Below are 26,647 nucleotides of genomic sequence, written 5' to 3' on the forward strand. Positions count from 1 at the left end.
AGAAAGTGGCAGGATGACGCGATTGCACAAATTCTTCCTTAACCATGGACCGGCACACCGGCGCCCGAGGTAATCAGTTGCCGAAATCCCCTGCTCCACGCCAACAAAAAATGCGCAAGCCGCAACGCGGCAGACGTTGGCGCGCGCTGCGGCGCGATGCGAAGCGAATCGCAGGGCGCGGTGCGCAGTGGCTGGGCCGGACGGTGGGCGCGGCGCCGCGGTGGATCAAGATCACCTGCGGCGCCTTGGTGCTGCTCCTGACCTTCGCGCTGGTCAATCTAGCCTATCACGTCCTGCGCAAGCCGACCGAGCTGTTCGTGGTGACCGGTCATTCGCTCGACAAGGAGCCGGAGGAGACGTGGCGCCAATATGGCGCGCTGTTCCGTGAGAGCTCGACAGGATCGATCACGCCGGAGCTGCTCGCCGCCCTGGCGCAGACCGAGAGCTCGGGCAATCCGGTGGCGCGCACCTATTGGCGCTGGCGCCTCGCGTGGAATCCGTTCGCGCTGTATCAGCCGGCTTCCAGCGCCGTCGGCTTGTTCCAGATGACCGACGGCGCCTTTGCCGACGCCGCACGGTTCTGCATCCGGGAGCACGAGGTGGTCAGCGACGGCTGCGGGTCGCCGAGCCTGTACGTCCGCGCATGGCCGGCGCATGCGGTGGCGCTGACGGTGATCTCGCTCGACCGCCAGGTCGCCGCCGTGCTCGCACGGCAGCCTGGCGCCAAGCCGAGCGCGCAGCAGCGGCAGGATCTCGCAGCCGTCATTCATCTGTGCGGCGCCGGGCCGGCGGCCGGATTCGCGCGGCGCGGCTTCAAGCCGGCGGATGGCGAGCGCTGCGGCGACCATTCGGTCGCGGGCTATCTCGGCCGCGTCAATGCGATGAAGAAGCAGTTTCAGAAGCTCTCGGCGGCGGAGCGGAGCTAGCGCATGGCGCCCGCTCGGCGACATCGAGAGCCCGCCCGGTTCCGCGTTAAGCACGTCGGATTCACTGATGTGGGCAAAGCGCGCCCGTTAAGACATTGGCAACGAACTGCCGCGCATTTTCTCCGTCCCATTAGTACAGGAGTCACCATGTCAGAGATCGGCATTCCCGGCGCGCGCATCCGGTCCTTCATCGAGCGGATCGAGCACCTCGACGGCGAATTGGCGGAGCTGAACGAGCAGAAGAAGGAAGTGTTCGCCGAGGCCAAGGGCGAAGGCTTCGACGTCAAGATCCTGAAGGAGATCATCAAGCTCAGGAAGCAGGACCAGGACGAGCGCGACGAGCACGAGACGCTGCTCGACACCTATCTCCGGGCGATGGAAGCGGCCGAGACCGGGCCGGCCAGCAAGACCCCCGAGCGCAAGGCGGCGTGACGCTGCCGACCGACGAAGGCGGCGCGCAGCCGATCTGCGCCGCGCGCTGCCCTCCCCCGGGATTTTTCTTGCCCGGTTCCATCCGAGCCTCTAACGCTGCGCTACGCTTCTGCCGCGCCCGAGGATAAGATGACCGACGCAATGACCTGCCCGCAATGCCGCTCCGAGCACGCCTATCAGGACGGCGCGCTGTGGGTCTGTCCCGAATGCGGCCATGAATGGAGCGGCGACGCCGCCCTTGCGGCAGCGGCCGGCGACGACGCCAGCATCCGCGACGCCAACGGCAACGTTCTGACCGACGGTGACAGCGTCATCGTCATCAAGGACCTGAAAGTGAAGGGATCGTCGTCCGTCGTGAAGGGCGGCACCAAGGTGCGCAACATCCGCCTGCAGGAGGCGAGCGACGGCCACAACATCGCCTGCAAGATCGACGGCATCGGCCAGATGAACCTGAAGTCGGAGTTCGTGCGCAAGGCGTAGGGCCTCGTGCTCCCGGAACATTCGCGACGCCATGGCGTTCGGATCAACAACGGGAGGATGGCCATGCTGACGGACGACCAAATCGCGACGCTTTCGGATATCGGCCAGGCAATCGCCTTCTCACCCGACCGGCAGGACGAACTCGATGGACTGATCCGCGAGGGTTATGTCGCCAAGGACGGCGACATCTACGAGCTGACGGCGAAGGGGCAGAAGATCCTGACCGATCGAGGTGCCGGATTGAACGAGGCCTGACGACGCGGAGGCTCCCAGCACCGGGCGTCGGGGCGTCTATATCAGCGCCACCGGAAGTCTGGCATCAGGCCGGATATCATCCTGGGGATCGACGGTTCGTCTGCGGACGCGCCCGTGCGAACCGAACTCTGATTCAGCCAATGAACGGCGATACTCCGCCCGAAGCCCCCGAAGCCAATGTCCGCGAGCGCCGCAGGACTGCGCAGGCGCTGCCTGTTATTTGACGCAATAGGCCCCGCTCAGCCTCGGCACTCAGGCCGAACCACGCAACACGAGCAAATCGCCAAATGATCGAGCAGCAAACACGGGCCAGTTGCCGAACGCTGCGTGATCCAAGCAGTGAATCCATCACGCTTCTGTCGCCATGAAGTGACACCCGTAGCAGTCCGTCCCGTAGCAGCACGACCTGGATTCATAACTTGGCATGAACTCTGCTTTCTCGATCCTGACCGGGTCCCACTCTTTGGAGGCAGAATCAACGTGCTCGTCACTCTCGTCGCAATGCTATGCAACGGCCAGCTCTGCATGGAGAAGGTCGTCACCAACAGCGAGATGTCCGGCATCACGATGACATCCTGCGCCGTCAGCGCGCAGATCGGAATCGCAGACTGGATGTCCAAGGGTCCCTATCACGAGTGGCATCTGCAGAGTTACAAGTGTGTCGCCGGCAAGTACGTGCCGAAAACCAGCGCCTGATCCGCTTTGTCCGTCCGGCCGGCGACCGGATATCCGGGGCCGGCCGGACGGAGGAGCTCTGCACGGCTGTCGAATGTTCGACCCCAGCCGCGTCGCATTCGGGACACCGCAGCAAAAAACTGCTGCCGTTCGCATGCAAACGAGCCCTGAATCGGCGAATTCGATGCGCAATGGAGCTGGCCCGCTTCGTGCAACGCCCCTCAGCGACAATGAGGGGATGACGTCATGCCGTTCTATAGCTTCCATTGCGCGGCCTGCGCAGAGGATGTCGAGTTGCTGATCGGGATTTCTGAAAGGCCTGTCTGTCCGACCTGCGGCAGTCGCAAGCTGACCCGCCTTCCCTCGCTGCCGGCGCCGCCGGCGCGCAGCCCCGGCCTGATCAAGGCCGCTCGCAGCCAGGCAGCACGCGAGGGGCACTTCAGCAACTACAGCCGCGCTGAACGGAAGAAACGCTGACCCGGTCGGGGGGCCGGCGCTCAGCCTCAATCCGATGTGATCTGCACCTCCGGCACGTCATCCTCGGGATCGTCGATGTCGAGGCCGTCCTCCTCGTCCAGATCGATCCCGGAGAGGCAGATGTCACCGTCGTCGATCACAAGCTCGACCACAGACAACGTCCGGCCCTGACAGGGCCCAATGAAGCATTGTCCGGTATCGAGGTCGAACTGGGCACCATGCTCGCCACAAACGAGGAAATTACCTTCCTCGTCCATGAACTCGCCCGGATGCTTGTCGAGGCGGGCGCCCTGATGCGGGCAGGCATTCTCGAAGCCGTAGAAGTTGTTGCCCTTGCGCGTGACCAGGATCGGCCAAGGCTTGGCGCTGCCGTCGGGCTCGCGGCGCTGGAGAACAAAGCCACGCGCCGCGCCATCGTCCACCTCATAGGTCGCGCAGATCGCAAACAGCGTGCTCATCGTCCGCCTCTTCTCGCCTCGCTTGGCGTTTTGGCGCATCCGCGACATCGCAGGCGCGCTGAAGAGGCTCGCAGCAAGCAGCATGCCAGCCAGTGCCTGACAGGCAGATCGTGGGCCTCAGGCCGGTGGCATGCCGAGGCGGCCGATCCCGGGAAATTTCAGCGCCGGCCGGCGCAGATCGACGCCGAGAACTCCCCCGAAGAAGTTCAGCTCGACGCCCTCGATCCAGCCGACGGTGACACCGAGATAGCCACCGAGCGATACGAACAGACCGGTCCCGGAGGCCGTGCGCCCCCACCAGCCGTCAAAAGGGAAGTCCTTGCCGATTGCGGTCGGCGGCAGCACGGCGTTCAGCTCAGGAACCGCGTGCAGCGCCGCCTGCACGAAGGTGTTCGAATTCGGTCCCGGCCAGGCATTGTAGTCGCCATAGGCGCGGAAGCGGTAGTTCTCGATCACGCTGCGGATCCTCGGAATCACCCGCTCGGCTTCTTCGCCGTCGACGGCCAGCACTGTCTCCGGCAACGCACCGAACCAGCGACCATCGGGCGCGAAGCCATCGACCCGGATCGGCTCACCCCACGCGGTGTAGTCGTAGCGGGTATAGCGCGGGCCGCCCTTCTCCTTCACGACGATCCAAGTGTGGACCGCGAAGATGCCACGCCAACGCACCGTGCGCGCAGCGAATACGCGGACCACCGCGTCGGCATGCTGAGCTGGCGATGGCAGCAGGCCCGCGCTCGAACGGTCCGCGGTCTGCCAGCTGCCGCGGCGATCGCCGCGCAGATAGTTCGCGGCCGACAGCGAGATGGGCACGAAGATGAGCAGCAGGAAAGCGAGCACGGGCTTTTTCACGATAGGCGAGAACAATGGGGAGGCATCGAGGAATGACATCCATGTAGTCATCGCACCCGCCGTCGCCAGCGCCGGCCTGCACGCCGCCTTCACAATCCGGACACCACGCCAGTGCTGAAGATTCAGTGCCGGCGGAAACCACCGCCCGGGCCGGAACGCCCGCCACCGCGAGGGCCGCTGACGCCCACACGCGCAGCACCCATGGCGGGGCCGCCCCCGATATGCGCCAAACCGATTTGCGGCGAAGTCCCGATCATGCGCATGCCGCCCATCTGCGCGCGGGCGCTCTGCGGCGCACCGCTGCTTCGGCTCATCAACGGCTGCACCATGGGTGGCGTTGCAACTCGCGCGGGACCACCAGCCACGACCGGAGGTGCGGCGGGGCCGGCGGCCGTCGCAGGCGGCACACGACCTTGCATGCCCGAAGGCGGTCCGGATCGTTGGCCTGTGCCCGCGACCGCGCCCGGCTGGATCACCCCGCCGGGACCGCGCCCCGGCATCCCCGGGGTCATGCCAGGCTGAGGCGGATTTTGCGCCATGACCGGCGGATGGCGATGCCAGTAGCGGTTCCAGAACGCATGCCGATGATACCAAGGCCGGCCGAAATAGAAGCTGCTCCAATAGGTGGTCAGCGTGAAGCCGACAGTCGGCACGTACTCGACATATTCGGGCAGCTCAACGTACTGCTCACGATACAGATAGGCGAGCGTCCGCGCCGCGACCCAGCCACGTTCGCCTCCGAAGCTGACATCGCACCACGCGCCGCCTTGAATGCAGCCATGGATGGTGATCCTGGCACCGGCCGGAATGCGCTCGACGACGGGAAAACCGGGGCCCGGCCCTGCGCGCATGGTGGCCGCGGTGCGCACCAGGCCCGGCGCGGCCACGGCCAGCGAGGCGGACGTGGCAATCAACAGCGCAGCAACGAGACACGTTCTGAGTTTCACCACGGGCACCCTCCTGTCTGTTTGCCGGAGCGAGCTCGGGCGCGAGACTCTCGTGCCCGCATGCGCGGCTCAGGCATCCACTTTACAGGGATGGTCGCAGACTATCGCGGCAACCTCACGGCGCTCCGTTGTCGGAGAGGAGTTGCGCTGCTCCACCGAGACCGCGGCGAAATGCTTCGTCGAACGTCACGCCACGGAATTGCCACCGGTCCTGCTTGCCGGCGCGATCGAGGCGCCATTGCGTGACCCAGCCCAGTTCGGCATCGTCCCAGGTGAGATCGCCAAAGAGCATGACATCGGCTCCGGGAAACCACGACGCGACCGCCGCGGGCTGGACATCGTTCAACTTGGTGCGCTCAATAGCGGCCTTCGAGACCTCGGAGGCGCTTGGCAGAGCGATCTCGAGCCCACGCTTGACAGCCGCTGCGCGCAGCGCGTCGCGCTGCAGATCGGACCTCCGGTCGTCGGATGCAACGAAGAAAGTGCGACCGCCCGACGTCATCGTCACGATCACGCCAATCGACGGGCGCGGCGCCGGCCACGGCTTGATGTTCAAGCTCGCAAGCAACTGATCGATCCGCGCGCGATCGAATGACACGGTCAGGTCATATGGACGGTCGCGCGTGCCCTGCTCGTCATGCTTCGGCTTGCCCGACATCTGATCGTGATAATCGAAGCCGGTGACGAACTCCGCGGCCCGCGCCTCGGGTGGTGCGAGCCTTGCATCGTTTCTGAGCTGAAATGCACCGGACACCTTGATCAGCACGTCTTCCAGACAAGCTGCAAAGGCCGCCCGACGATTGTCCTCGCCCTGACCGGTCACGACCGTCTGCGCCTGGTACAGGTCGGTCGGGGCCGCAGTCGCAATAGTGCAGTTCCCGACGACCATCATCATCCAGAGCCCGAGACGCCATACGCCCCGTCCGCGGAGAGCACCGCACTGTCTCATCGCGCTCCTCGATCCGGCTATGACGGCTATTTCTGCCGATCGAGCTTGACGATCGTGGGTGTGGCGGCGTCAGACGTCGAGAACGTCACGCGATCGCCGGCGTGGATGTTCTCGATCATGGCGTTGTCCTTGATCTTGAACTCCTGGGCTGCTCCGGCCGTGTTGGCGCCGACGGTTCCATCGGGAATGCGCTTGATCGCGATCGTGCCGTTGAGACGGTTGATCCCCGTGACCATGCCCGCCGTACCCTGCTCCGCTGCCAGAGCAGGCAGAGTTCCCACAAACATGGCGACCGTCGTCAGAATGATGCCAACTGCTCTCATCGCTGTTCTCCTGCCTTGCTTTTCGCGGCAAACAAAACACCACGAATTCTTTGGTTCCCCGAAAGGCCGCAACCCGAGCCACACTCTGTGAATCGCCGCTGCAGATCCTTATGTCGGCCGATGCGAACGACACGAGCTCGAGCAAGGCGCAACCGCATAGCCTCATCGGCCGGCTGCCCTCATGTAATGATTTGCACGGGTTTGTCATCACTCCAAGGCGGACCAGAGTCTCTCCGCGCGCGCAGGATCGACCGGACCTGTCACGTCGAATTCATCAATGCGTCATGTTGCGCCTTGACAGCGCCGGCCGCCGGGAGGACGATCGCTGCCGTCGTCCATTGCGGTAGCCGCTCATGGTGCCGATGATGTTGGAACGACGACGATCCATCTGATTGCAGGGAGGTTCAATGACTCCACCTCCGTACCAGGCCCGCTGAGTGCGACGGTAATCGCTCGGACCATCGCATAGCGGCAAATCACGAACGGCACGCCGGGTCGCGGCTTTGTGGGCTGCATCAGCGAGGCATGGCCCCTTGCCCACCCGGCGCTGTGCCGTGAATCTGGATCATCGGATCAGTGCGAACTCGGCAGCTCTCATTTGGGGAGCTGTGGTTCTGTGGTCCTCCCACGCGCCTCCAAACGCAATCCATCGTCAACGCAATCCGTCGTCAGCCAATCCGTCGTCCGCCAATCCGTCGTCCGCCAATCCGTCGTCCGAGTAGTCGATCGTCAACCGAGGCACGGCGGGCGCATGGGCCACCCGCCGCTCGCGTCGCACAATGCCGTAGCTACTTGGCTGTAGCTACTTGGCCGTAGCTACTTGGCTGTAGCTACTTGCCGTAGTCGTAGAAGCCCTTGCCGGTCTTGCGGCCGAGCTGGCCTGCGGCCACCATTTCCTTCAGCAACGGCGCCGGCCGATACTTCGGATCGTTGAAGCCATTGTAGAACACCTCCATCACCGACAGCATCGTGTCGAGGCCGATCAGATCGGCCAGCGCCAGCGGACCGATGGGATGATTGCAGCCGAGCTTCATGCCCTCGTCGATGTCCGCCGCGGTCGCAATGCCTTCCGAATACGCGAAGATCGCCTCGTTGATCATCGGGCACAGGATGCGGTTCACGGCAAAGCCCGGGCTGTTCTTCGCGGTGATCGCGACCTTGCCGATCCGCTTGGCGAAATCGGCGGCGGCCGCATGGGTCGCATCCGAGGTCTGCAGGCCGCGGATCAGCTCGAGCAGCGCCATCATCGGCACCGGATTGAAGAAGTGCATGCCGATGAACCGGTCGGGCCGATCGGTGGCGGTGGCCAGCTTGGTGATCGAGATCGAGGAGGTGTTGGTCGCGATCAGCGCCTCGGGCTTCAGGCCGGCACAGAGGTCCTTGAGGATCTTGAGCTTCAGCTCCTCGTTCTCCGTGGCGGCCTCGATGACGAGATCGCAGCTCGACAGCTTCGCCTTGTCGGCAGTGCCGGTGATCAGCGACAGCGCCTTGTCCTTGTCGGCGGCCGTCATTTTCTCCTTCTTGACCAGGCGATCGAGGCTGGAGCCCACCGTGGCGAGCCCGCGCGCCACCGCCTGCTCGGAGATGTCGACCATGACGACCGGCACGCCCGCGGCCGCGCAAACCTGCGCGATGCCGTTGCCCATGGTGCCTGCTCCGATGATGCCGACCGTCTGAATCATTGCCGTTTCCTCTCAGTCTCTTCCGCGGGGACCGCCCCGTCCTGCGCCGTTGCTTAACAGGCTATCGGCCCGCGGGGTAGACCCAACGCAAGGGCTGAGAACGGGCCGGCTGCCCCGCGGTTCGCCGGCATCGGGAAGCGGGCGCATCCGGCCAGGGTTGGTCCGCATGCGCAGGAACGGATGCAACCTGCTCTGGTTGGTCTCGTGCCCGCCGAGACGAGCCGCGCCCGCGGCACGGCATCGGGCGTCCCCGAGCGTTTCGACCCAATGACGCGAAGAATGGAGGAGGACATGGGACTGGCTCAATACGCCATCGTCGCGGTCGACGATCATTGGAGCGTTCTGCATGACGGCAACGCCCATGGCGACTACGCGACCAAGGAGGCTGCGTTCGAATCCGCTGCATCAGCCGCGACGCTGGCCATCAAGCAAGGCCACGAGGTGCATCTCAGCGTTCCGGGCAATGACCCAGATCGATCGAACAACTAATCAGCACCGCGACGCTGTCGTCTTGTTCCAACAGGACCTCCAGGGATAGTGAACTGCACGCTAACGTGTGTTAGCGACACAAGGCCGGCAGGCTCGCAGAGTCCTGTTTGAAGCAACAGGAGTTCGCCATGAGCGTCACCCGGAACCGGCGTAAGCAGACAGTGTCGTTCGGCCAGCGGCTGCAGCAGGCTGCAACAGCTGCCCGCGAAGCGGCAGCACGTCTTCCCGTAGGCCCCGAGCGCGACATCATGCTGAAGAAGGCGATGCAGGCGGAGACGGCGGCGCATATCAACGAGCTGTTGAGCGCACCGGTGCTGCACGCCGCCGAGCGCTAGAGCGCGCGCCGTATCGTCTGCTGCGGCTTTGAAAGGAACCCGAACGCCCTCACGACGCTTTGCTTTCGAGGTCTGGTCTCGGCGAGAGGACGATGATGGCCCGGGTCGTGATCGGCACATCGGGATGGCACTACGGGTCCTGGCGCGGCGCGTTCTTTCCGCCGGGACTGCTGATCAGACATCAGCTGCCCTACTACGCCAGCCAGTTCGAGACCACGGAGCTGAATGGCGTGTTCTACAGGACGCCGACGGAAGCTGCCGTCCGTGGCTGGCGCGATCAGACCGGGCCCGATTTCGTTTTCGCCTGGAAGGCCTCCAAGTTCATCACGCATTGGAAGCGCCTCTCTGCGCGCTCGGTCAACAGCATCGCGCTGATGGAGAGCCGGCTGTCGCTGCTCGGCGACAAGGCTGGCCCCGTGCTGTTCCAGCTGCCGCCGCAATTCGAAGCGAATCGAGAACGGCTCGAGTCGTTTCTCCCGCTGCTGCCGACGCACCGGCGCTACAGCTTCGAATTCCGTCACCCGAGCTGGTACACACCGGCGATCATGCGCCTGCTGAGGGACGCGAACATCTCGCTCTGCCTGTCGGACCATCACGACGCGCCGGCGCCGTGGAGGCGGACGGCCGATTTCGTCTATGTGCGCGGCCATGGCCCGGGCGGCCGCTACAAGGACAACTATCCGGACGCGACACTCGAAGCCTGGGCCAAGCGCATTCGCGCCTGGGCGTCGCACGGCATCGACGTCTACGTCTATTTCGACAACGACCAGAAGAGCGCGGCGCCCGCCGACGCTCTGCGGCTACGCCGGCTGCTCGCGGCATCTTCTCACCAGGCACGCCGCGCCGCGCGCGCCAGTTCGTCGGGACATCGTGCACATCTCTCGGTTTAGGTCTGCAACCAACGAGAGGAACGACCCATGCGGCTCACACGCGTCACGCTCGGCTGCCTGGTGCTGGCCGGCCCTGCCCTCGCTCAATCAGTCGGCGAAAAGACCGGGGTGAATTCGGCGCTCGGCATTGCGCCGAGCACCGAGGACTGCGTCAAGCAGGTCGCCATCAGCGACATGTTCGAACTGCAATCGAGCCGGCTCGGCGAAGGGCAACACGCTGGAGACGAGCTTCGCCGCGCAGATGGTCAAGGATCACACCAGGACTTCGACCGAGCTGAAGAGCATGGTCGAGAGCGGCAAGGTCAAGGTCCAACTGCCCGCCGCTGTCGACAACGCGCATCAGAGCAAGCTCGACAAGCTGAAGGCAGCGAGCGGCAAGGACTTCAGCTCGGATTTCGACGACATGCAGATCAGCGCCCACAAGGACGCGGTGTCGCTGTTCGAGCGCTATGCGAAGGGCGGCGACAATCCGGCGCTGAAGGACGGGGCCGGCAAGACCCTGCCGGCCCTGCAGCATCATCTCGACATGGCGCAGACCCTCGACAAGGGCAAGTGAGCGAATGATATGAGCGCCGGTCCGAGCCGGCGCTCATGATGTTGGAATGCAGTGCCGTGCAGTCCCGTCGTCACGCGGCGCGCACGGAGCCCAGGAAGCGCGCGACCTCGCGCTTCAGGCGTGTGCTTTCACCGGCCAGCGATTGCGCCGCATTCAGCACCTGCGCCGACGCCTGACCGGTGGCGCTGGAGCCGCGCTGCACATCCGTGATGTTGGCCGAGACCTCCTGCGTGCCACGGGCCGCCTGCTGGATGCTGCGCGAGATCTCCTGCGTCGCCGCGCCCTGCTCTTCCACCGCGGATGCGATCGTCGAGGCGATCTCCGACATCTTCTCGATGGTTTCGCCGATATCGCGGATCGCGTTCACCGACTCCTGCGTGGCCGCCTGGATGCCGTTGATCTGCTGGCTGATCTCGTCGGTCGCCTTCGCGGTCTGCTCGGCCAGCGCCTTCACCTCGGAGGCCACGACGGCGAAGCCGCGCCCCGCCTCGCCAGCGCGTGCCGCCTCGATGGTGGCGTTGAGCGCCAGCAGGTTGGTCTGGCCGGCGATCGAGTTGATGAGCTCCACAACGTCGCCGATGCGGGCCGCAGCCTTAGCAAGCTCGCCGACACGATCGTTGGTGCGCTGCGCCTGCTGCACGGCCTCGTTGGCGACGCGCGCCGAATCCTGAACCTGGCGGCCGATCTCCGTCACCGACGATGACATTTCCTCCGTCGCTGATGCCACCGACTGCACGTTGGTCGAGGCTTCCTCGGACGCCGAAGCGACGGTGGTGGCGAGCCGCTCGGACTGCTCGGCCGTGGTCGTGAGCGTTCCTGCCGAACTCTCGAGCGCCGTCGACGCCGAGGACACGACATCGACGATCTCGCTGATGACGGCCTCGAACTCGCGGGTGATCGTATCCACCCGCTGTCCACGCCGGATCTTGGCCTCCGCCTCGGTCGCTGCGGCCCGGTCTGCCGCCTTCTTCGCCAGCAGCGCATCCTTGAACACCTGCAGCGAGCCGGCGAGCGTGCCGATCTCGTCCTGCCGATCGCTGGCCGGAACGACAACGTCGTCACGGCCGGCCGCGAGGTCGCCGACCACGCCGGTCAGCGCAGCCAGCGGCGCGATCACGCGACGGCGCAGCATGAAGGTCACGACGCCGAGCATGCCGAGCAGCGCGAGCACCGCGCCGCTGCCGATCCCGAACATCACCAGTGCATCGTCCCGCGCCGTCTCGGCGCGCGTCCGTGCCTCGGCCAGCGCATTGTCGCGAACGGTCAGGAATTTTCCGATCGGCGGCACGACGGTGCCGCCCAACTGCTCCGGTGACAGCGTGTAGCCGGCATTGCTGCGCGACGCCGCGATCTCCTTTTCGATCAGTCCCGCAGCGTTGTTGAAATATGCTTCGACCGCCTCCGACATCGCCTGCGCGACTTTCGGAGGATTGCCGAGTTGATCGATGCTCGACTCGATTCGTTCGCGATCGACCTCGATCCGGCCTTGCGCACGATCGATGTTGGAATACTCGGCCGGGGCCAGCGGACGCTTGGCGCCGAGCGCCGGGGCCAGCATCGCGGCGCGGCCGCCGGCCGTGATCCGCAGATCCTGCGTGATGCGCGCAATCGACAGCAGCGGCGTCAGCGATGCATCGGCGGTCGCGACGCGGTTCTCGAGGCGGTTGAGCAGCGGCTCGACCGCTTTCAGCACGTCGGTCAAGCCGGGCAGGAATCCCTTCATCGCAGCCGGGTCGCGCGCATTCAGCGGCAATCTCACGGCGCGGTCGACCATCGTGCGCACGTCGGTGAGCTTTGCCTTGGCGGCGTTCAGTCCGTCGAAGATGGCTTGGCTGTCGGAGAGCGTCTCAACGGCCGCTTTCGCTTTGGCGAAGGCGGCGTCGGCCTGCTGCCCGGCCTTGTCGACGGCGTCCAGCTGCACAGGAGTGGCCGGAACGTCCTGGAACATCGGCGTGACGAACGGCGCCCGCAATCCCGCGACGGCCTGGCCTGCAAGGAGCACAGCAGCGAACGCGTCGACTGACTTGATCGCTTCGGTTCTGCTCGCGTAGGCGCGATAGTGAGATACCAGCACCTCGCCTCCGAGAACACAGGCAAGCGCCGTGACCGAGAGCATCGATACCGCAAAGAGCTGACCGACTCGCATCGTGCATTTCCAGTTGATTGTTTCGGTCAACTTAGGAAGCGCAGCCTAAGAGGCTATTAACTTGTGCAGGCACGCCGCCGGGGGGCAAATCGTCGCGGCCGCACGTCGATTCCCGTATTTTCACGGGCCTCGACAGTGATTCATCATCGACTTTCATGAGAGTTCGACGACAGAAGCGCGCAGTGCAGGTCGGACTCGCGCGATGTCGCTCATGCTCCGACCATCGCGCGATGGCGAAATCATCACCGAGATTGCGGCAGCAGACCCACGCACATCGACAACGCGTTGGTTCCTTGCGCAGGTGCAGAAAGATCAGCGGTCAACGCGGTATCATGCTAACATAAGTTATTGAAGTCGCGCCGCTTGGAACCCCAATAAACTAATTCGGGGGAACCACTCTTTGAGTCATCTGGTCCGCAAGCTTGAGAATTTCGTCCGCCTTTCTGCGGCCGACCGCCTGATGCTCAACCGCGCTGCGGCTCAACGGGTAAGGACCTTCGCGCCACGCACCGACATCGCGCGTGAAGGCGAGAAGCCCAAGGACGTGCATCTGATCCTGAACGGCTGGGCCTGCCGCTACAAGCAGCTCGAGGACGGCCGCCGCCAGATCGTCTCGTTCTTCCTGCCCGGCGATATCTGTGATCTCAACATCTTCATCCTGCGCGAGATGGACCATTCGATCGGCACCATCACGCCGGTGTCGATCGCCGATCTGCCGCGCGAGTTCTTCGACGAGATCAGCGCCGGCTATCCGCGCATTGCAACGGCGTTCTGGTGGGAGACACTGGTCAACGCCGCAATCCAGCGCGAATGGACCATGAATCTCGGGCAACGCACGGCGTCCGAACGCATGGCTCACCTGTTGTGCGAACTGTTCTTCCGGCTACGCCTGGCGGGCCTGGCCGACGACAGCAGCTGCAGCTTCCCGCTCACTCAGGCCGATCTCGCCGAGGCGACAGGCCTGTCGAAGGTCCACGTCAACCGCACGCTGCAGGAACTGCGCGCCAGCAACCTGATCGTGCTCAAGGGCAAGATGCTGGTACTTCCGGACCTCGAGCGCTTGATGAGCGCCGGCCTGTTCAACGCGAATTACTTGCATTTGGATCGCGAAGGCCGCCAGCTCGACGCGAATGAGTGAGAGGTTCGGAGCGCTGGCGCTTGCGCTATGCTGACTGTCTCGGCACTCTGCCGGGGAAACGGCGATGGTCGAACAGCGCATGGTGGATGGACCCTTCGAGCAGGAGATCGTGCAGCGCCTCGGGCTGATGCCCAACCTGTTCAGGTCGGCGCCGTCTGCGCCTGAGGCGACCCGACAGCTCTGGCAGTTCGCCAAATGCGCCTATCTCGACACCCCGCTTCCGGCCCTTTTCAAGGAGCGGCTCGCCGTCCATCTGTCGCGCCTCAACCGTTCGCCCTATTGTCTGACCCGGCATTTCGGATTTCTGGTTGGATCTGGCAAGCCCGCGGGTGACTCGATGTCCCGCCCGGAGCCGATCGATCGGGCGCGTCACCTGCTCGCGCGGCCGCTCGCGGATCCCGCGCGCACCGCGGCGGCGCTCGACCGGCTCGAGCTCATCCAGCCCCCGCTCGACATCCCGGAGCCGGGCAGCGACGGTGAGGCGGACCTGTTCGAGGCCGCGTCGGTGCTGTTCATGCAGCGTGCTGATTTCGACCGCTCGCGGCGCGCAATCCGACATGCCTTCGGCGACACCAGGTTCGATCTGCTGGCGGCCTTCCTCGCCTATCTGCGCACAGCCCATTTCTGGGCCGATGCACACCTGCTCGCGATCGATTCGGACGTGCTTGCCCTCGCACGGACCGATCCCGAGCTCGCCGTCTGCCTCGGCTGCAGCGAGCTGCCGGAGGCCGGGCCGTCCGCACGGCAGCGGCATTCGAACGGCAGCGATGCCAGCGACCATCGGCTGCGCCGCCTCCTCGAGATCGATTCGGTCGGCGTGCTGTTCTTCGATCATGCAGCCGGCACCCTGGTCGACGCCAACGAGGCCTTCTTGGCGATGACAGGCTATTCGCGTCAGGACATCGACAGCGGCCAGCTGACCTGGAAGAGCCTGACCCCCCCGGAATGGATGGGTACATCGAGCGACCAGATCGAGCTGCTGCGGCAGACCGGTCGGATCGGTCCCTATGAGAAGCAGTATTTTCGCAAGGACGGCGAACGCGCCTGGATGATGTTCGCCGGCCGTGACCTCGGCGACGGCACCCTGGTCGAGCTCGCGATGAACATCGACGACCGCAAGCGCACCGAGGCCGCGCTGCGCGACAGCGAGGCGTGTTTCCGCCAGTTCGGCGAAGCATCCTCCGACGTGGTGTGGATCCGCGATGCCGAGACCCTGCACTGGGAATATCTCAGCCCCGCATTCGAGACGATCTATGGCGTGCCGCGCACCGCTGTGCTCCGCGGCGACCATCTCGCATCGTGGACCGAGCTCATGCTGCCGGAGGACCGGCCCCGCGCCGTCGAGAGCCTCGAGCGCGCCCGGCGCGGCCAGCGCGACAGCCTGGATGTCCGTATCGTCACGCAGCCGGACGACGTCGCGCGCTGGCTGCGCATCCGTAGTTTTCCAATGGTCGACGAGCTGGGACGGGTGCAGCGCATCGGCGGCATCACCCAGGACATCACGGCGCTGGTCTCGGCCTCCGAGCACCAGAAGCTGCTGCTCGCCGAGCTGCAGCACCGCGTCCGCAACATGCTCGCCGTGATCCGCTCGATCATCCGCCGCACGGGCGATTCGAGCGACAGTGTCGAGGATTTCGCCAGTCACCTCGAAGGCCGCATCACGGCGCTGTCGCGCATCCAGGCGGTCGTCACGCGCGATCCCCTCGCCGGTTTCGATCTGGCCGAGCTGATCGCCGATGAGCTGCGCGCTGGAGCCGCGCGCGAGGACAGGCAATTCTCGCTGTCGGGCCCCCAGGTGCGACTGAGGCCGAAGGCGGCCGAGAGCATCGGGCTTGCCATGCACGAGCTCGCGACCAATGCGCTGAAATACGGCGCGCTGACCGTGCCGCGGGGCTTCATCAGGATCGAATGGCGGCTCGATGAGCGCGACGCGGCCGACTGGCTGGTCATCGACTGGACCGAGACCGGCATGTCCGGCCGTCCGCTGGCTGCGCAGCGCCAGGGCTTTGGAACCGTACTGCTGGAACAGATGCTGCCGTACGAGGTCGGTGCCCGCGTCGTCCGGCGCTTTGAGCCGAGCGGCCTCTGCTGCGAAATCCGGTTGCCCACACGCGACATTCTCAAGCGTTGACGGGCCGATCGAAGCTTCGTTCCGCGGCACCGGTCGGTCACAACGGCCGGGGATCTCGCCGGCACGGCGAACGCCGTCGGCATAGCCTTCGCAGTGCATTCGGGGTATGCTCCGCCTGCGGCCTGAGGTGGAGGTCGCATGGGTCGCGCAACCGCCATGTCTTCGCCTTGGTTCGGGCGGATATGACCAAGTGTCGATGAGATTAGGAATCAGCCGAGCGTCGCGACGGAACGATGATGGGACGTTCCTGAGCATGCGGCTCTGGCCAAGATGGACGACCGTGAACATGCAGATGCGTGGGCACGAGGGACAACCGGTATCCAGGTTCTGTGCTGATGCGGCCGGAGAGGCCGAACGTCCCGTGGCGCAGTCGTCATCCGACGTTGGTGTCACGAGGCGTCAGTACGATGCGGCGTGAGTACGCGAAGCGTTGGTGCATGAGGCGTTGGTAGGACGACGCATCGGAACAGAGCCGAGCGCCGCCTGCGAGGCGGACGACAACGGAGGACGGAGCGTCAATGCTTGCAACGACGACCAAAGACGGCGATCAGCAGCCTCATGCCGTGATCGATCCCGAGATCGTGCTGGCGGCCCGCGCCGATCGCACCGCCGCCGAAGCGGACAGGCGCAGCTCGCAACGGCCACCGGATGTACCCTCGCCGAAGATCGACCCTGACTACAGGACGCAGGCGACGAGCGACTTCGCGGTCACCGGAGAGCGCAGCACGTTCGCCACCTGGGCCGTGCGCACCATTCTGGCGGTGCTGTTCGCGGTCGGCAGCGCGGTCGCCGCAGCCGCCTGGCAGAGCTATGGAGACCAGGCCCAGGAGATGATCGCGCATTGGATGCCGCGGATCTCGCTGGCATCGAACACCGACAAGGATGCCGCGGCACAGCCGGCCGCGACCGCGCCCCAGCAGACGGCCGCAGAAGCGCCGGCTGAGGCGCAGGAGCACGCAACGAGCGCGGCTGGCGCGACCGCGTCGCAGGAGCAGGCGCAGTTGCTGCAATCGATGGCCCACGACCTGGCTGCCTTGAGCCAGCAGATCGGCGAGCTGAAGACGAGCCTCGCACAGTTGAAGGCCGGGCAGGAGCAGATGGTCCGCGACATGGCGCGGGTCGCCGAGGCCAAGTCCAGCGACAGGCCCGCCGAGCGGCCGAGCGAGCGGACCGCGGAAGCACGGTCGTTCGATCCGCGCGCCATCGAGCAGACGATCCGGCCGCGCCCGGCCGCGCGCCCTGCGACGGCGGCCGTAACCCCGGCACAGCCCGGAGCAGCGGTGCCGCACCGGCCGCGCATGCCGCCGCCGGCTGCAGCCAACATGGTACCCCCGCCGCCCGCTCCGATGCCGCTGCCGTCGGCGCCGGTCGATCCGGACCAGCCCGTGGTGCGTCCGCCAATGCCGGTGCGCTAAGGGATCCGCACAGGCGCCCGCGCCGGTCCGCGCCGATTGGCGCGGGGGTGATCGATGCCGTCGATCCACTTGTCGCGACGCGGCTTTCCGAGCTAAGGAGCTGCGCCTGACAATGCGCATCCCGAGGGGTTCATGAGCCTGACCGATCCGACCGTCCTGTCCGCCTCCGACCTCGCAGACCGCATCGCGATCCTGCGCGACAACATCCGCCAGATCACCGAGCAGGCCGCCTCGCAGTCGGGTGCCGCCGACGAGGAGCGCAACGCCGACCGCCTCGCGCAGCAGAGCGAGGAGCTCGACGTTCTGCTCAAGGAGCAGGAGCGGCGGCTGAACAAATAGCCGGCGGCCCCTTCGATCAATTCGCGCGTGCTGCACTGCGCTCGTTGTTGCCCGGGCTTCGCCCACAGGCTAGCCTCGCCGAAAACAAGCGGGAGGTAGCCAGAGGATGCGAAACGGTCTGCTTTATACGTCAACCCTTGCGGCATTGAGCATTGCGGCATTGCTGGCGGCCCTGACACCGGGCAGCGCCGAGCCACGCCACATGTATACGACCATGGTGCTGGAGGCGTTCGCCACCAAGGTCGAATGTCCCGGCGTCGACGTCGTCTATCAGGATCTGGTCCAGAAGGCGCAGGACATGAAGATGCCTGACGGCACGACCGAGAAGGTGCGCAAGGCGATCGCCTATATGCACACCGGCGGCAAGATGGGCGAGAAGCAGGACGACGATCTGATGGCGGAGGTCGCCGTCGCCACCCAGGCCATCGACATGGATCAGCGCCGCCTCGGCATGACGAACTGGTGCGAGGAGCAGAAGAAGACGCTGGCCGGCTTCATCCGTCCCAAGGGCTGAGCCGGGCTCGCGGCGCAGGCACAGCACAGCTCTCGCAGCGGCCGGGAACCAGAATGGCCGCTGCCGCTTGGCCGTAGCGGCTGCTGCGTAGCAGACGTCCAGCCCGGAGCGAGCCATGCGCATCGAAACCGCTTTCCTGTTCGACCTCGACGGCACGCTGGTCGACAGCGTCTACCAGCATGTGCTGGCCTGGAAGACGGCGCTGGATGCCGAGAGCATCGAGCTCTCGGTCTGGCGCATCCACCGCAAGATCGGGATGAGCGGCGGCCTGTTCACCAACCAGCTGCTGCGTGAGACCGGCTATGCCATCGAGCCCGAGCGGATCGAGCGGCTGCGGAAGGCGCATGCGGCGGCCTATCAGAAGCTCGGAGGCCAGGTCCGCCCCCTGCCCGGCGCCCGCGAGCTGCTCGGCTTCCTGACCGATGCCGGCATCCCCTGGGCGATCGCGACCAGCGGCAGAATGGAAACGGCGGCCGTCAATCTCGCCGCGCTCGGCGTCGATCCCAAGACCAGCGCCGTCGTGACCCGCGACGAGGTCCGCTACGCCAAGCCTGATCCCGATCTGTTTCTCGCCGCAGCCGCCCGCCTCGACATGCCGATCGAGCGCGCGGTCGTGGTCGGCGACAGCATCTGGGATATGCTTGCCGCAACCCGCTGCCGGGCGCTCGGCGTCGGCCTGTTGAGCGGCGGCTACGGCTCGGAGGAATTGCGCCAGTCCGGCGCCATCCGAGTCTACGAGGACCCGGCCGACCTGCTCGACCACATCGACGAGGTCGGCGGCCGGCGCTAACTCCCGCCAGTCAGCTCTGCGGGCCGGACAGCGAGATGTCGCGTTCGGCGCGGAACACGTTGGCGTAGAGGTTTGCGATCCACTGGCGCCCGGTCGAGGTCATGTTGAGATAGCGGATCTCGGTCTGGATGTGCGGCGCGACGCTGTTCCAATAGAACTGCGGATAGCGGTTGACGATGTCGGCCGGCGACTCATAGCCGAGCTGCCGGTTGATGCCGACCTCCTCGAACTCGTGATACAGCGCGTTGGCCTTGCGGATGTAGTTGGGGTCGCCGAGCTGTCCGATCAGGTCGGCGGCGCGCACGATCGACTGCTCTTCGTCGAAGTGCTGGCCGGCGAGCGGCGGAAAGCGCGTGCCTTCGATAGCGCGGGCGATGCGGTCCTTGTCCAGCGGCGCCATGCCTTCGATGCGGTTGATCACGTACAGCTTCGAGCGGTCGACGTGATACGGCATCAGGCTGGCATCGGAGGAGCCGCGCGGCAGGCAGATCTTGCGGCCGCCGCGATCGACGACGAAGCCGTTGACATCGTCTTCCCTGAACAGGCCGCGGACATAGCCGATGTCGTGAAGCAGGCAGGCCAGGATGACGTGGACGTAGTCGTCCGCCGTCATGTGGCTGTGCAGCGCACGGCCGCGCAGGATCTCGTGGCCGGCCAGCGTCACCAGCAAGGTGTGCTCGACGTTGTGATACAGCGCATCGCTGTTGCCGATGCATTCCAGTGCAATGCGCGCAGCCGCCGGAAGCATCTCCGTCAACTGGGTATGAGACGATCCGAAACGGCGTCGCATATAGGAGCTGAGGAAACGCTCCAACGCCGCTGCCGCGAGCTCCGGTAAGGTCATCATCGCCGCTGCCCTGCCTCAGACAGCCCTAACACAACGTCAAAAGACATAACGCCCGAAAACACAATCACGATAACGCGGCTCGTGGAACGACTGAGACGTCACGATACGGCTCGGGGCGGCCAGCTTCGCACGGACACGCACGAGATCGGCCCCCCGGGGCGTCGAGCACCTTGGCCGACGAGCATAGCCCAGGTTGCGGATATCGGCCACACCCGGACGAGCGCACACCGGAAAACTGCGGGCCGAGCGGCTGAACCTGAGCAGCTCACGTTCACTCGCCGCGGCCCGTTCCCCTCGCAGGACGAAGCGAGCGGAGATCGTCGTGCGGCCCGCCGGACTAGCGTCCCCGGACCGGCAGCGGCGGCCGCGGCGGTCGCGTCTCACCGCGATAATCCCGTCGCCGCGCAGCAGGACGACGGGCCGGCGCGGCTGCCGGCGCATCGACCGACTGCAGATAGGTGCTCAAGGCCGACGCGGCGTCGTCGCTGCTGGTGTAGTGCTTCTGCAGGAACAAATAGAGCGTCAGGCGGAAGCGTCCCTTGGCGAGCCCACGTGCCGAGCGATGACAGGTGGCGCAGCTGTCCGCAAACAGCCGCGCGCCGGATTTACCGGCATCGAGATTTTCCGCCCGTGCACCGCTGATGACAATCAGCAGCAGCACGGCCGATCCAACAAGCCCCAGCTGCGCTCCGGCGCGCCTGCGCGCAGGGACGCGCTCAGGCGACATCAGCCTGCGGGCTTTCCTCGGCCTGCGCACCCAGCGCATCGAGATCGACCAGCGCCGGATCGTCGGGCATCGGCTCGCTCTGCTGCTGTCCGCCGCCATGGACGTGCATCAGCGTCTGCACCCGGCGCGCGTTGAGATAGTCGACGTGCTGATGCGCCAGCGCCAGCGGCAGCAGGGCCTTGGGCAGCGCGGTCATGGTAAAGGCGGCGACGCGCTTCACCTCCTCGCCCTCACGCCAGGTCAGCGGGCTCAGCGTATAGATCATCTGGCGGTCGGTCTCGGGCGCCGGCAGTTGCCGCATCTCGGGCGGCGCCAGCAGGGCCACGTTGATGTTGCCGGCCCGCGTGCGGCTCGCGGCCGCGCGCAGCTCCCAGCAGATCAGCTCCGCGGCGGACATCACCTCGCGCCGGATGTCGTCGACATCGGACGCGAAGCGGCTGGCCTCGCTCAGCGCCGCGCGGCCGCGCGTCACCGCATCGACGAGCGCCGCCGCACCGATCTCGAAGCGCGGAACCGCCTGCTCGATCGCGGTGGCGACGGCCTCGATGTCGTTGGCGGCGCGGTCGCGGTCGCGCTGCGCCACCGCGTCGGCGAAGGCGCGTTCGGCCAGGATGATCTGCTCATCGCATTCGGCGACTGCTGCGCGCAGCGCCTTGGCCTTCTGCTCGACGGCCTGCATCTTGGATTCGGCGCGATCGAGCTGCCCGTTGCTGGCGCCGGCCTTGGCGAGCCGCTCTGCGGCAACCTTCTTTTCGTCCAGCGCCGCCTCGGCCACGCGGAGGCGATCCGTCAGCCGTTGCCGCGCGGCCTGCTTGTCCTTCAGCGCACGCTCGAAGATCTCGACGGGGCTCAGCTCACGCTTGAAGAAGACCATGGCAATAATCCCTGGACGGCGGGCGCGCCGGCAAACGTTGGTCGGCGAATCCACCGCCGAATCATGTTGCCCGATTCTTGCGTGGAAAATGGGTCGGAAACCAGGATGAGATGCGGCACACGTTTCCCTTGACGGAACGTATCCACCGCCGGCTGCTGCGGAGCAGAGTCGGTCGATCCGGCGGAACGCGCGGCAATATTCGGTAAAATGGAAACCGATGTCAGCTCTGGTGCGGGCCGCGCATCATCCGCATCGCATCCGAGATGTGGCGCCATTCGCGGGCCTCCTCGGCCTCGCCGCTGGCTTCGCATTGCTGCGCCTTCTGCGCAGCCTGCGCGACGGCCGAGGCGCCGTGCATCTCGAGCATCTGCCGGGCGATCGCGTGGATCTGGACTTCAGACATCATGTCGAGCTCCTGTCGCCGGATCGAATAACCCAGGTCAACTTTCTCCACACCGATGCGTTCCGTGAGATGGATCACCGCGGGCCCGGTTCCCCAGGCTTAGACTTCTCCCCGTAATTTACCTTACGTGATCAATCCGATTTCGCGTGCGCCGCCACACTGTTACTCCTGGCTGAGATTCGCCGGATGGCGATTGAGGAGACGGACATGACGCAGGTCTTCTTCCACTGCTCCAATCCCGAGGAGTTTCTCGTCGATCGGCGTGGAACCGCGGTCGTCGATCTCGCCGAGGCCTGCGATCACGCCGAGCGCGTCATGCATTCGCTGATTTCCTCCGAAAGCGACGAGGATTGGCGCGACTGGGTGCTGCACATTTCCGATGATCTCGGCGAGGAAATCATCGCCATGCCGTTCACGTCGGTGCTCGGCGCGATGCATTGAACGACGCTGCGCGCCATGCCGCGGCGCTGAGACATTGTGTCCGCATTAGGGTTACCGGTTCCCTGACAGGTTCCACTCCCCGCATTCTTCTCGCCACATTTGTCCGCCATTTCGGCGCTGTTGCGACGGAGGGGACATCTCATGACCAGACTGCTGGCGACCGCGGCCTTGGCGCTGACATTGACGGCATCGGCGGCGATGGCCGACGAGCACCGCGGCGGCGATGCCGCGCTGGGCGCCTTGTCGGGCGCCGTCGTGTTCGGACCGGTTGGAGCGGTTGCCGGCGCGGTCGTCGGCTACACGGCAGGTCCCTCGATCGCGCGCTCCTGGGGCTTCCGCCGCTCGCGCGCGGCGCGGTCACAGCAGGTCCGGCGTCCGGTCAGGGACAGCCAGGCTGCGATGACCGAGTCTCAGCAGCAACCGCAGGCCGCGCCGCGCAGCGCACCATCGCCTGCACGGACCATCGCTGTCGCTCCGCCGGCACCACGCGGTCCGGTGGCGCCCCCGGTGCAGACACTCGAGTAGCTGACTAATCAGTAGCCGCGGGCGCGATCGACGACGTTCAGCAACGGCTCGCCGCGCAGCAGCCGCCGCGCATTCTCCGCGACCTGCTGCGCGATCACCTCCCAGGATGCGATCGCCGCCATGTGCGGCGTCACCAGCACGCCCGGCTCGCGCCACAGCGCATGGTCCGCGGGCAACGGCTCATGCGCGAAGACGTCGAGCACGGCGCCGCGCAGATGGCCGCTGCGCAGCAGCGCAACCAGATCCTCCGTCACCAGATGCTCGCCGCGGCTGCACAGGATCAGCGCGGCGCCCTTGGGCAGCCGGCCCAGACGCTCGGCATCGAGCAGCCCCACGGTCGAGGCCGTCAGCGGCAGCAGCGAGACCAGGATCTCCGTCTCGCCCAGGAAGTCGTCGAGCGCAGCGGCGCCGCAATGGGTCCGCACGCCGGCGAGCGCCTTGGGCGAGCGCGACCACGCGCTCACCGCGAAGCCCAGCTCGACCAGACGGATCGCGGCCGCGGAGCCGAGCTCGCCGAGCCCGAGAATGCCGACCCGACGGTCCCTGGCGGCACGCTGCTCGTAGCGCCGCCACACGCCGTTCCGCGCGTTGCCGACGGCGCGATCGAAATCGCGGTGGAAATACAGCGTCCCCCACAGCACGAACTCGGTCATGGCCGCCGAGATGTCGGGATCGACGATCCGGCACAGCGGCACATCCGGCACGGTGGAATCGGACAGGATATTGTCGACGCCGGCCGCGATCGAATGCATCAGCTTCAGCTTCGGCATCGCCGCCAGCGCACCGGGCTCCGGCTTCCAGCACACGGCAAGCTCGGCGTCGCGCGCCGCGGCTTCCGGCCATGACGCGACGGTCACGCCCGGCAGCTCGCGCGAGAGCAGCGCCCGCATCGGATCCATCAGCCCGGGACGGCTGAGAAGCGCGACCGTGATCATGCCGGCCGCAGCCCGCACCATTGCGCGACGAACATCGCGATCGACAGCGTGGTCTTGCGCACGCTGTCGAGATCGACGCGCTCGTCGAACGCGTGCGGACCGATACCATAGGGACCGTAGCACAGCGCGGGAATGCCGTAGTCGACCTGATAGTAGCGGGTGTCGTTGACCGCCGTGGACAGCCGCACGTCCAGCGGCTGCTCGAACACGCGCGCATGCACGTCGGCGAGCGCGGCCTCTGCGGCGCTGCCGGGCTCGCACACCGCGGGATCGGCCTGGAAGCCGCTCCACACCAGCTCGACCGGATTCTCCAACAGGAAGCTGTCTGCGGCCTGCGCTATGGCGAGACATTGCTCGATGCCGGCCATGGCCTGCGCCGGCGTCTCGCCGGGCAGCACGCCGAGCCGGCAATCGAGGTCGCACCACGCCGGCGTCGAGCTCGCCCAGTCGCCGCCTTTGATGATGCCTACGTTGAACTTGATCGGATCCTTGACCGCGGCGAACCACGCATTCGACCTGGCGCGCGCGTTGATCTCCCGGGTGTGCTCCTGGAACGCGCGGATCAGATGCATCGCCGACAGGATCGCATTGGTGCCGGTCTCGGCGTAGGCGACGTGCACCGGCGTGCCGCGCACGCGCAAGCGAAACCAGATCGCGCCGACCTGGGCGCGGGTCAGCGTGTGGCCGGTCGGCTCCGGGATCAGGCAAGCATCAGCCGTGTAGCCGCGCAAAAGAGTCGAGAGCGCGCCGTTGCCGGTGCTCTCCTCCTCGGTCACCGTCTCCAGGTGAATGCGTCCGTCCGGCACGAAGCCGGCCGCCTTGATCGCATCGAGCGCGAAGATCATCGCGGAGACGCCGGCCTTCATATCCTGGGCGCCGCGCCCGATCATCCAGCCGTCGCGCACGATCGCCTCATAGGGCGGGTCGTTCCAGAGATCGGTCGGCCCTTCCGGCACGACGTCGACGTGGCCCTGCAGGATCAGGCTGCGGCCCTTGCCCGCGCCGTCGAGCGTCGCCACCACCTGCTGCGAGCCGTCGAGTGCGATGCCGTCCATCGGCGCCGCCTTGGGATGGCGCATCAGGTCGACATCGCCCAGGCTGAAGCGGTCGACCTGATAGCCGCGGCTCGCGAGCTCGCGCGCCAGCCAGTCCTGCACCGGCGCTTCCTCGCCGCGCAGGCTGCGGAACTGCACGAGCTGCTGCAGGAAGGCGACCTGCTTGGCGAAGTTGGCATCGACGGCGGCGGCGAGCCGCTCCATCACGTCATTCGGCACAGCCGCCGCAGCTTCAGTCACGTTGCAAACCTCCAGCCTTCCCGTTCACCTCGGCCGCACGTCAGGCGGCCAGGCACTTCTCCAGGATCGCGAGCCCTTCGTCCACGATCTCGTCCGATGCCGTCAGCGGCACCAGGATGCGAATGGTGCTCGCGGTGACGCCGCACGACAACAGGATCAGGCCGTTCTCGTGCGCCACGCGCGTCACGCGCTTGGTCATTTCCGCATCCGGCTCGTCGCTGCCGCGCTGCTTCAGGATATCGAATGCAACCATTGCGCCAGGACCGCGCGGACCGGAAACCGGAACCAGCGTGTTGGCGCGCGAGAAGCGCGCGATCGCCGCACGCAGCCGCTCGCCGATCGCATTGGCGCGGTCGAGCAGCTTCTCCTGCTCGAACACATCGAGCACGGCAAGCGCCGCGGCGCAGGCCAGCGGATTGCCGCCATAGGTGCCGCCGAGACCGCCCGGCTCGGCGGCGTCCATGATCGCAGCGCGGCCGATCACGCCGGACAGCGGCATGCCGCCGGCGAGACTCTTGGCGACGCAGATCAGGTCCGGCTGCACGTCGTAGTGCTCCATCGCGAACATCTTGCCGGTGCGGCCGAAGCCGGTCTGCACCTCGTCGGCGATCAGCACGATGCCATGGCTGTCGCAGATCCGGCGCAGGCCCCGCATCAGCTCCGGCGGCGCCTGGTGGAAACCGCCCTCGCCCTGCACCGGCTCGATGATGATGGCGGCGACCTGCGAGGCGTCGATGTCGGCCTTGAAGATGAAGTTGATGTAGGACAGCGTATCCTCGACCGTCACGTTGCTGCCGGCGATCGGGAACGGCGCGTGCCAGACGCCGGGCAGCGGCGGCCCGAAATGCTTCTTGTACGGCATCACCTTGCCGGTCATCGCATTGGCGAGCGCGGTACGGCCGTGGAAGGCGCCGGTGAAGGCGATGATGCCGCTGCGGCCGGTGGCGGCGCGTGCGATCTTGATGGCGTTCTCGGTCGCCTCCGCGCCGGTCGTCAGCAGGATCGACTTGGCCGGCCCCGAAATCGGCGCCAGCGCGTTGAGCCGCTCGCTCAGCCGCACATAGGGCTCGTATTGCAGCACCTGGAAGCAGGTGTGGGTGAAGCGGTCGAGCTGTGCCCGGATCGCGGCAACGACATGCGGATGGCAGTGGCCGGTGTTGAGCACCGCGATGCCGCCGGCGAAGTCGACGTAGCGCTTGCCCTCGACGTCCCACACCTCGCTGTTGAGGGCGCGGTCGGCAAACAGCGGCGTCGCATAGCTCACGCCCCGGACGACGGCCTCATGACGTCGCGCCAGCAGTTCTTCGTTCGCAGCCAAATTCGCAACCATGGCTCAGCTCCTCGTCGGAAAATCGAGCAGAAGGCTAAGCCGCGAGCCGTCGCGATCAATCAGCTTGTTCC

At 66.1% G+C, this 26,647-nt stretch carries 31 protein-coding genes and 1 pseudogene; 18 read left to right on the top strand and 14 right to left on the bottom strand.

Annotated features, from left to right (window positions below; translation table 11 throughout):
* Positions 1–146 precede the first annotated feature (146 nt).
* The 6 genes from ACQR10_RS06340 to ACQR10_RS06365 all read left to right on the top strand — a co-directional run bounded on the left by ACQR10_RS06340 (position 147) and on the right by ACQR10_RS06365 (position 3,245).
* Positions 147–926, top strand: coding sequence for a transglycosylase SLT domain-containing protein (locus tag ACQR10_RS06340; protein ID WP_434848372.1), 780 nt, complete (start codon positions 147–149; stop codon positions 924–926).
* A gap of 147 nt (positions 927–1,073) precedes the next feature.
* A complete protein-coding gene (locus tag ACQR10_RS06345; protein ID WP_315712263.1) occupies positions 1,074–1,358 on the top strand; it encodes a DUF2312 domain-containing protein in 285 nt (94 codons plus the stop codon).
* Between the two features lie 129 nt (positions 1,359–1,487).
* Positions 1,488–1,838 carry a zinc ribbon domain-containing protein YjdM gene (locus tag ACQR10_RS06350; protein WP_316215682.1) on the top strand — a complete coding sequence of 117 codons (351 nt, stop codon included), beginning with the start codon at positions 1,488–1,490 and terminating at the stop codon, positions 1,836–1,838.
* Positions 1,839–1,901: 63 nt separating this feature from the next.
* Positions 1,902–2,093, top strand: coding sequence for a hypothetical protein (locus ACQR10_RS06355; protein WP_315712266.1), 192 nt, complete (start codon positions 1,902–1,904; stop codon positions 2,091–2,093).
* Between the two features lie 480 nt (positions 2,094–2,573).
* The gene (locus ACQR10_RS06360) at positions 2,574–2,789 is read left to right on the top strand and encodes a hypothetical protein (RefSeq protein WP_316215681.1); all 216 of its coding nucleotides are present in this window, start codon (positions 2,574–2,576) and stop codon (positions 2,787–2,789) included.
* 225 nt (positions 2,790–3,014) lie between these two features.
* Positions 3,015–3,245, top strand: a complete 231-nt coding sequence (locus ACQR10_RS06365; protein WP_315800203.1) for an FmdB family zinc ribbon protein — start codon at positions 3,015–3,017, stop codon at positions 3,243–3,245.
* Between the two features lie 26 nt (positions 3,246–3,271).
* Here the strand turns inward: ACQR10_RS06365 and ACQR10_RS06370 are convergent, their stop codons facing one another.
* The 6 genes from ACQR10_RS06370 to ACQR10_RS06395 all read right to left on the bottom strand — a co-directional run bounded on the left by ACQR10_RS06370 (position 3,272) and on the right by ACQR10_RS06395 (position 8,456).
* Entirely contained in the window at positions 3,272–3,703 is a 432-nt protein-coding gene (locus tag ACQR10_RS06370; RefSeq protein ID WP_315800204.1) for a Rieske (2Fe-2S) protein, read from the bottom strand.
* A gap of 117 nt (positions 3,704–3,820) precedes the next feature.
* Positions 3,821–4,543 carry a DUF3750 domain-containing protein gene (locus ACQR10_RS06375; protein WP_315800438.1) on the bottom strand — a complete coding sequence of 241 codons (723 nt, stop codon included), beginning with the start codon at positions 4,541–4,543 and terminating at the stop codon, positions 3,821–3,823.
* A 134-nt stretch (positions 4,544–4,677) separates the two neighbouring features.
* Positions 4,678–5,505, bottom strand: a complete 828-nt coding sequence (locus ACQR10_RS06380) for an SH3 domain-containing protein (RefSeq protein WP_316215680.1) — start codon at positions 5,503–5,505, stop codon at positions 4,678–4,680.
* A 112-nt stretch (positions 5,506–5,617) separates the two neighbouring features.
* Positions 5,618–6,397, bottom strand: coding sequence for a DUF2066 domain-containing protein (locus ACQR10_RS06385; RefSeq protein ID WP_316215679.1), 780 nt, complete (start codon positions 6,395–6,397; stop codon positions 5,618–5,620).
* Between the two features lie 80 nt (positions 6,398–6,477).
* The gene (locus ACQR10_RS06390) at positions 6,478–6,774 is read right to left on the bottom strand and encodes a copper-binding protein (RefSeq protein WP_315800206.1); all 297 of its coding nucleotides are present in this window, start codon (positions 6,772–6,774) and stop codon (positions 6,478–6,480) included.
* A gap of 830 nt (positions 6,775–7,604) precedes the next feature.
* Positions 7,605–8,456 carry a 3-hydroxybutyryl-CoA dehydrogenase gene (locus tag ACQR10_RS06395; RefSeq protein WP_315800207.1) on the bottom strand — a complete coding sequence of 284 codons (852 nt, stop codon included), beginning with the start codon at positions 8,454–8,456 and terminating at the stop codon, positions 7,605–7,607.
* A 291-nt stretch (positions 8,457–8,747) separates the two neighbouring features.
* Here ACQR10_RS06395 and ACQR10_RS06400 point away from each other — a divergent pair, with 291 nt between their 5' ends.
* The 4 genes and pseudogenes from ACQR10_RS06400 to ACQR10_RS06415 all read left to right on the top strand — a co-directional run bounded on the left by ACQR10_RS06400 (position 8,748) and on the right by ACQR10_RS06415 (position 10,726).
* The gene (locus tag ACQR10_RS06400; RefSeq protein WP_315755672.1) at positions 8,748–8,945 is read left to right on the top strand and encodes a hypothetical protein; all 198 of its coding nucleotides are present in this window, start codon (positions 8,748–8,750) and stop codon (positions 8,943–8,945) included.
* Between the two features lie 128 nt (positions 8,946–9,073).
* Positions 9,074–9,280, top strand: a complete 207-nt coding sequence (locus ACQR10_RS06405; protein WP_315800208.1) for a hypothetical protein — start codon at positions 9,074–9,076, stop codon at positions 9,278–9,280.
* 95 nt (positions 9,281–9,375) lie between these two features.
* Complete coding sequence (locus ACQR10_RS06410) at positions 9,376–10,170, top strand: DUF72 domain-containing protein (RefSeq protein WP_316215902.1); 795 nt, start codon at positions 9,376–9,378, stop codon at positions 10,168–10,170.
* A 27-nt stretch (positions 10,171–10,197) separates the two neighbouring features.
* Positions 10,198–10,726, top strand: a pseudogene (locus ACQR10_RS06415) (DUF4142 domain-containing protein).
* 70 nt (positions 10,727–10,796) lie between these two features.
* On the opposite strand, the gene ACQR10_RS06420 reads toward ACQR10_RS06415, so the two are convergent.
* The gene (locus tag ACQR10_RS06420) at positions 10,797–12,872 is read right to left on the bottom strand and encodes a methyl-accepting chemotaxis protein (RefSeq protein WP_316215678.1); all 2,076 of its coding nucleotides are present in this window, start codon (positions 12,870–12,872) and stop codon (positions 10,797–10,799) included.
* Between the two features lie 400 nt (positions 12,873–13,272).
* On the opposite strand from ACQR10_RS06420, the gene ACQR10_RS06425 reads away from it, so the two are divergent.
* The 6 genes from ACQR10_RS06425 (at position 13,273) to ACQR10_RS06450 (ending at position 19,199) form a co-directional block, all read left to right on the top strand.
* Entirely contained in the window at positions 13,273–14,010 is a 738-nt protein-coding gene (locus ACQR10_RS06425; protein WP_315712288.1) for a Crp/Fnr family transcriptional regulator, read from the top strand.
* A 64-nt stretch (positions 14,011–14,074) separates the two neighbouring features.
* A complete protein-coding gene (locus ACQR10_RS06430) occupies positions 14,075–16,141 on the top strand; it encodes a PAS domain S-box protein (protein WP_316215677.1) in 2,067 nt (688 codons plus the stop codon).
* A gap of 518 nt (positions 16,142–16,659) precedes the next feature.
* On the top strand, positions 16,660–17,556 hold the full coding sequence (locus ACQR10_RS06435) for a hypothetical protein (RefSeq protein ID WP_316180829.1): 897 nt from the start codon (positions 16,660–16,662) through the stop codon (positions 17,554–17,556).
* A gap of 132 nt (positions 17,557–17,688) precedes the next feature.
* Complete coding sequence (locus tag ACQR10_RS06440) at positions 17,689–17,895, top strand: hypothetical protein (protein WP_315712292.1); 207 nt, start codon at positions 17,689–17,691, stop codon at positions 17,893–17,895.
* A gap of 106 nt (positions 17,896–18,001) precedes the next feature.
* The gene (locus ACQR10_RS06445; protein WP_316180831.1) at positions 18,002–18,409 is read left to right on the top strand and encodes a hypothetical protein; all 408 of its coding nucleotides are present in this window, start codon (positions 18,002–18,004) and stop codon (positions 18,407–18,409) included.
* 115 nt (positions 18,410–18,524) lie between these two features.
* Entirely contained in the window at positions 18,525–19,199 is a 675-nt protein-coding gene (locus ACQR10_RS06450; protein WP_316215676.1) for an HAD family hydrolase, read from the top strand.
* Positions 19,200–19,209: 10 nt separating this feature from the next.
* On the opposite strand, the gene ACQR10_RS06455 is transcribed toward ACQR10_RS06450, so the two are convergent.
* The 4 genes from ACQR10_RS06455 to ACQR10_RS06470 form a co-directional block, all read right to left on the bottom strand.
* Complete coding sequence (locus ACQR10_RS06455) at positions 19,210–20,046, bottom strand: HD domain-containing protein (protein ID WP_315800215.1); 837 nt, start codon at positions 20,044–20,046, stop codon at positions 19,210–19,212.
* Between the two features lie 337 nt (positions 20,047–20,383).
* The gene (locus tag ACQR10_RS06460) at positions 20,384–20,773 is read right to left on the bottom strand and encodes a cytochrome C (protein WP_316180835.1); all 390 of its coding nucleotides are present in this window, start codon (positions 20,771–20,773) and stop codon (positions 20,384–20,386) included.
* Positions 20,763–21,647 (bottom strand): hypothetical protein, encoded by an 885-nt coding sequence (locus ACQR10_RS06465; protein WP_316215675.1) that lies wholly within the window; start codon positions 21,645–21,647, stop codon positions 20,763–20,765. Before ACQR10_RS06465 ends, ACQR10_RS06460 begins: the two co-directional genes overlap by 11 nt.
* A gap of 220 nt (positions 21,648–21,867) precedes the next feature.
* The gene (locus ACQR10_RS06470; protein ID WP_315741166.1) at positions 21,868–22,050 is read right to left on the bottom strand and encodes a hypothetical protein; all 183 of its coding nucleotides are present in this window, start codon (positions 22,048–22,050) and stop codon (positions 21,868–21,870) included.
* Positions 22,051–22,257: 207 nt separating this feature from the next.
* Between ACQR10_RS06470 and ACQR10_RS06475 the strand changes: the two genes are divergently transcribed.
* Both ACQR10_RS06475 and ACQR10_RS06480 read left to right on the top strand, forming a co-directional pair.
* The gene (locus ACQR10_RS06475; protein WP_315800218.1) at positions 22,258–22,491 is read left to right on the top strand and encodes a DUF6894 family protein; all 234 of its coding nucleotides are present in this window, start codon (positions 22,258–22,260) and stop codon (positions 22,489–22,491) included.
* Positions 22,492–22,632: 141 nt separating this feature from the next.
* Positions 22,633–23,016 carry a hypothetical protein gene (locus ACQR10_RS06480; protein ID WP_316215674.1) on the top strand — a complete coding sequence of 128 codons (384 nt, stop codon included), beginning with the start codon at positions 22,633–22,635 and terminating at the stop codon, positions 23,014–23,016.
* Positions 23,017–23,024: 8 nt separating this feature from the next.
* On the opposite strand, the gene ACQR10_RS06485 is transcribed toward ACQR10_RS06480, so the two are convergent.
* From ACQR10_RS06485 to gabT, 3 genes are read right to left on the bottom strand one after another with little or no spacing between them, the layout of a single operon-like run.
* Entirely contained in the window at positions 23,025–23,951 is a 927-nt protein-coding gene (locus ACQR10_RS06485; RefSeq protein WP_316215901.1) for a 2-hydroxyacid dehydrogenase, read from the bottom strand.
* A complete protein-coding gene (locus ACQR10_RS06490; protein ID WP_316215673.1) occupies positions 23,948–25,246 on the bottom strand; it encodes an ArgE/DapE family deacylase in 1,299 nt (432 codons plus the stop codon). Before ACQR10_RS06490 ends, ACQR10_RS06485 begins: the two co-directional genes overlap by 4 nt.
* Before the next feature lie 40 nt (positions 25,247–25,286).
* Complete coding sequence (gene gabT, locus ACQR10_RS06495; RefSeq protein ID WP_316215672.1) at positions 25,287–26,576, bottom strand: 4-aminobutyrate--2-oxoglutarate transaminase; 1,290 nt, start codon at positions 26,574–26,576, stop codon at positions 25,287–25,289.
* Positions 26,577–26,647: the final 71 nt, after the last annotated feature.

Source organism: Bradyrhizobium sp. HKCCYLRH2060, from assembly GCF_051168135.1.
Taxonomy (GTDB): domain Bacteria; phylum Pseudomonadota; class Alphaproteobacteria; order Rhizobiales; family Xanthobacteraceae; genus Bradyrhizobium.

Coding starts and splice junctions, on each gene's coding strand:
- ACQR10_RS06345 (WP_315712263.1), top strand. CDS start 1,074: ATGTCAGAGATCGGCATTCCCGGCGCGCGCATCCGGTCCTTCATCGAG.
- ACQR10_RS06350 (WP_316215682.1), top strand. CDS start 1,488: ATGACCGACGCAATGACCTGCCCGCAATGCCGCTCCGAGCACGCCTAT.
- ACQR10_RS06355 (WP_315712266.1), top strand. CDS start 1,902: ATGCTGACGGACGACCAAATCGCGACGCTTTCGGATATCGGCCAGGCA.
- ACQR10_RS06365 (WP_315800203.1), top strand. CDS start 3,015: ATGCCGTTCTATAGCTTCCATTGCGCGGCCTGCGCAGAGGATGTCGAG.
- ACQR10_RS06370 (WP_315800204.1), bottom strand. CDS start 3,703: ATGAGCACGCTGTTTGCGATCTGCGCGACCTATGAGGTGGACGATGGC.
- ACQR10_RS06385 (WP_316215679.1), bottom strand. CDS start 6,397: ATGATGATGGTCGTCGGGAACTGCACTATTGCGACTGCGGCCCCGACC.
- ACQR10_RS06390 (WP_315800206.1), bottom strand. CDS start 6,774: ATGAGAGCAGTTGGCATCATTCTGACGACGGTCGCCATGTTTGTGGGA.
- ACQR10_RS06395 (WP_315800207.1), bottom strand. CDS start 8,456: ATGATTCAGACGGTCGGCATCATCGGAGCAGGCACCATGGGCAACGGC.
- ACQR10_RS06400 (WP_315755672.1), top strand. CDS start 8,748: ATGGGACTGGCTCAATACGCCATCGTCGCGGTCGACGATCATTGGAGC.
- ACQR10_RS06405 (WP_315800208.1), top strand. CDS start 9,074: ATGAGCGTCACCCGGAACCGGCGTAAGCAGACAGTGTCGTTCGGCCAG.
- ACQR10_RS06410 (WP_316215902.1), top strand. CDS start 9,376: ATGGCCCGGGTCGTGATCGGCACATCGGGATGGCACTACGGGTCCTGG.
- ACQR10_RS06420 (WP_316215678.1), bottom strand. CDS start 12,872: ATGCGAGTCGGTCAGCTCTTTGCGGTATCGATGCTCTCGGTCACGGCG.
- ACQR10_RS06430 (WP_316215677.1), top strand. CDS start 14,075: ATGGTCGAACAGCGCATGGTGGATGGACCCTTCGAGCAGGAGATCGTG.
- ACQR10_RS06435 (WP_316180829.1), top strand. CDS start 16,660: ATGCTTGCAACGACGACCAAAGACGGCGATCAGCAGCCTCATGCCGTG.
- ACQR10_RS06440 (WP_315712292.1), top strand. CDS start 17,689: ATGAGCCTGACCGATCCGACCGTCCTGTCCGCCTCCGACCTCGCAGAC.
- ACQR10_RS06445 (WP_316180831.1), top strand. CDS start 18,002: ATGCGAAACGGTCTGCTTTATACGTCAACCCTTGCGGCATTGAGCATT.
- ACQR10_RS06450 (WP_316215676.1), top strand. CDS start 18,525: ATGCGCATCGAAACCGCTTTCCTGTTCGACCTCGACGGCACGCTGGTC.
- ACQR10_RS06455 (WP_315800215.1), bottom strand. CDS start 20,046: ATGATGACCTTACCGGAGCTCGCGGCAGCGGCGTTGGAGCGTTTCCTC.
- ACQR10_RS06460 (WP_316180835.1), bottom strand. CDS start 20,773: ATGTCGCCTGAGCGCGTCCCTGCGCGCAGGCGCGCCGGAGCGCAGCTG.
- ACQR10_RS06465 (WP_316215675.1), bottom strand. CDS start 21,647: ATGGTCTTCTTCAAGCGTGAGCTGAGCCCCGTCGAGATCTTCGAGCGT.
- ACQR10_RS06470 (WP_315741166.1), bottom strand. CDS start 22,050: ATGTCTGAAGTCCAGATCCACGCGATCGCCCGGCAGATGCTCGAGATG.
- ACQR10_RS06475 (WP_315800218.1), top strand. CDS start 22,258: ATGACGCAGGTCTTCTTCCACTGCTCCAATCCCGAGGAGTTTCTCGTC.
- ACQR10_RS06480 (WP_316215674.1), top strand. CDS start 22,633: ATGACCAGACTGCTGGCGACCGCGGCCTTGGCGCTGACATTGACGGCA.
- ACQR10_RS06485 (WP_316215901.1), bottom strand. CDS start 23,951: ATGATCACGGTCGCGCTTCTCAGCCGTCCCGGGCTGATGGATCCGATG.
- gabT (WP_316215672.1), bottom strand. CDS start 26,576: ATGGTTGCGAATTTGGCTGCGAACGAAGAACTGCTGGCGCGACGTCAT.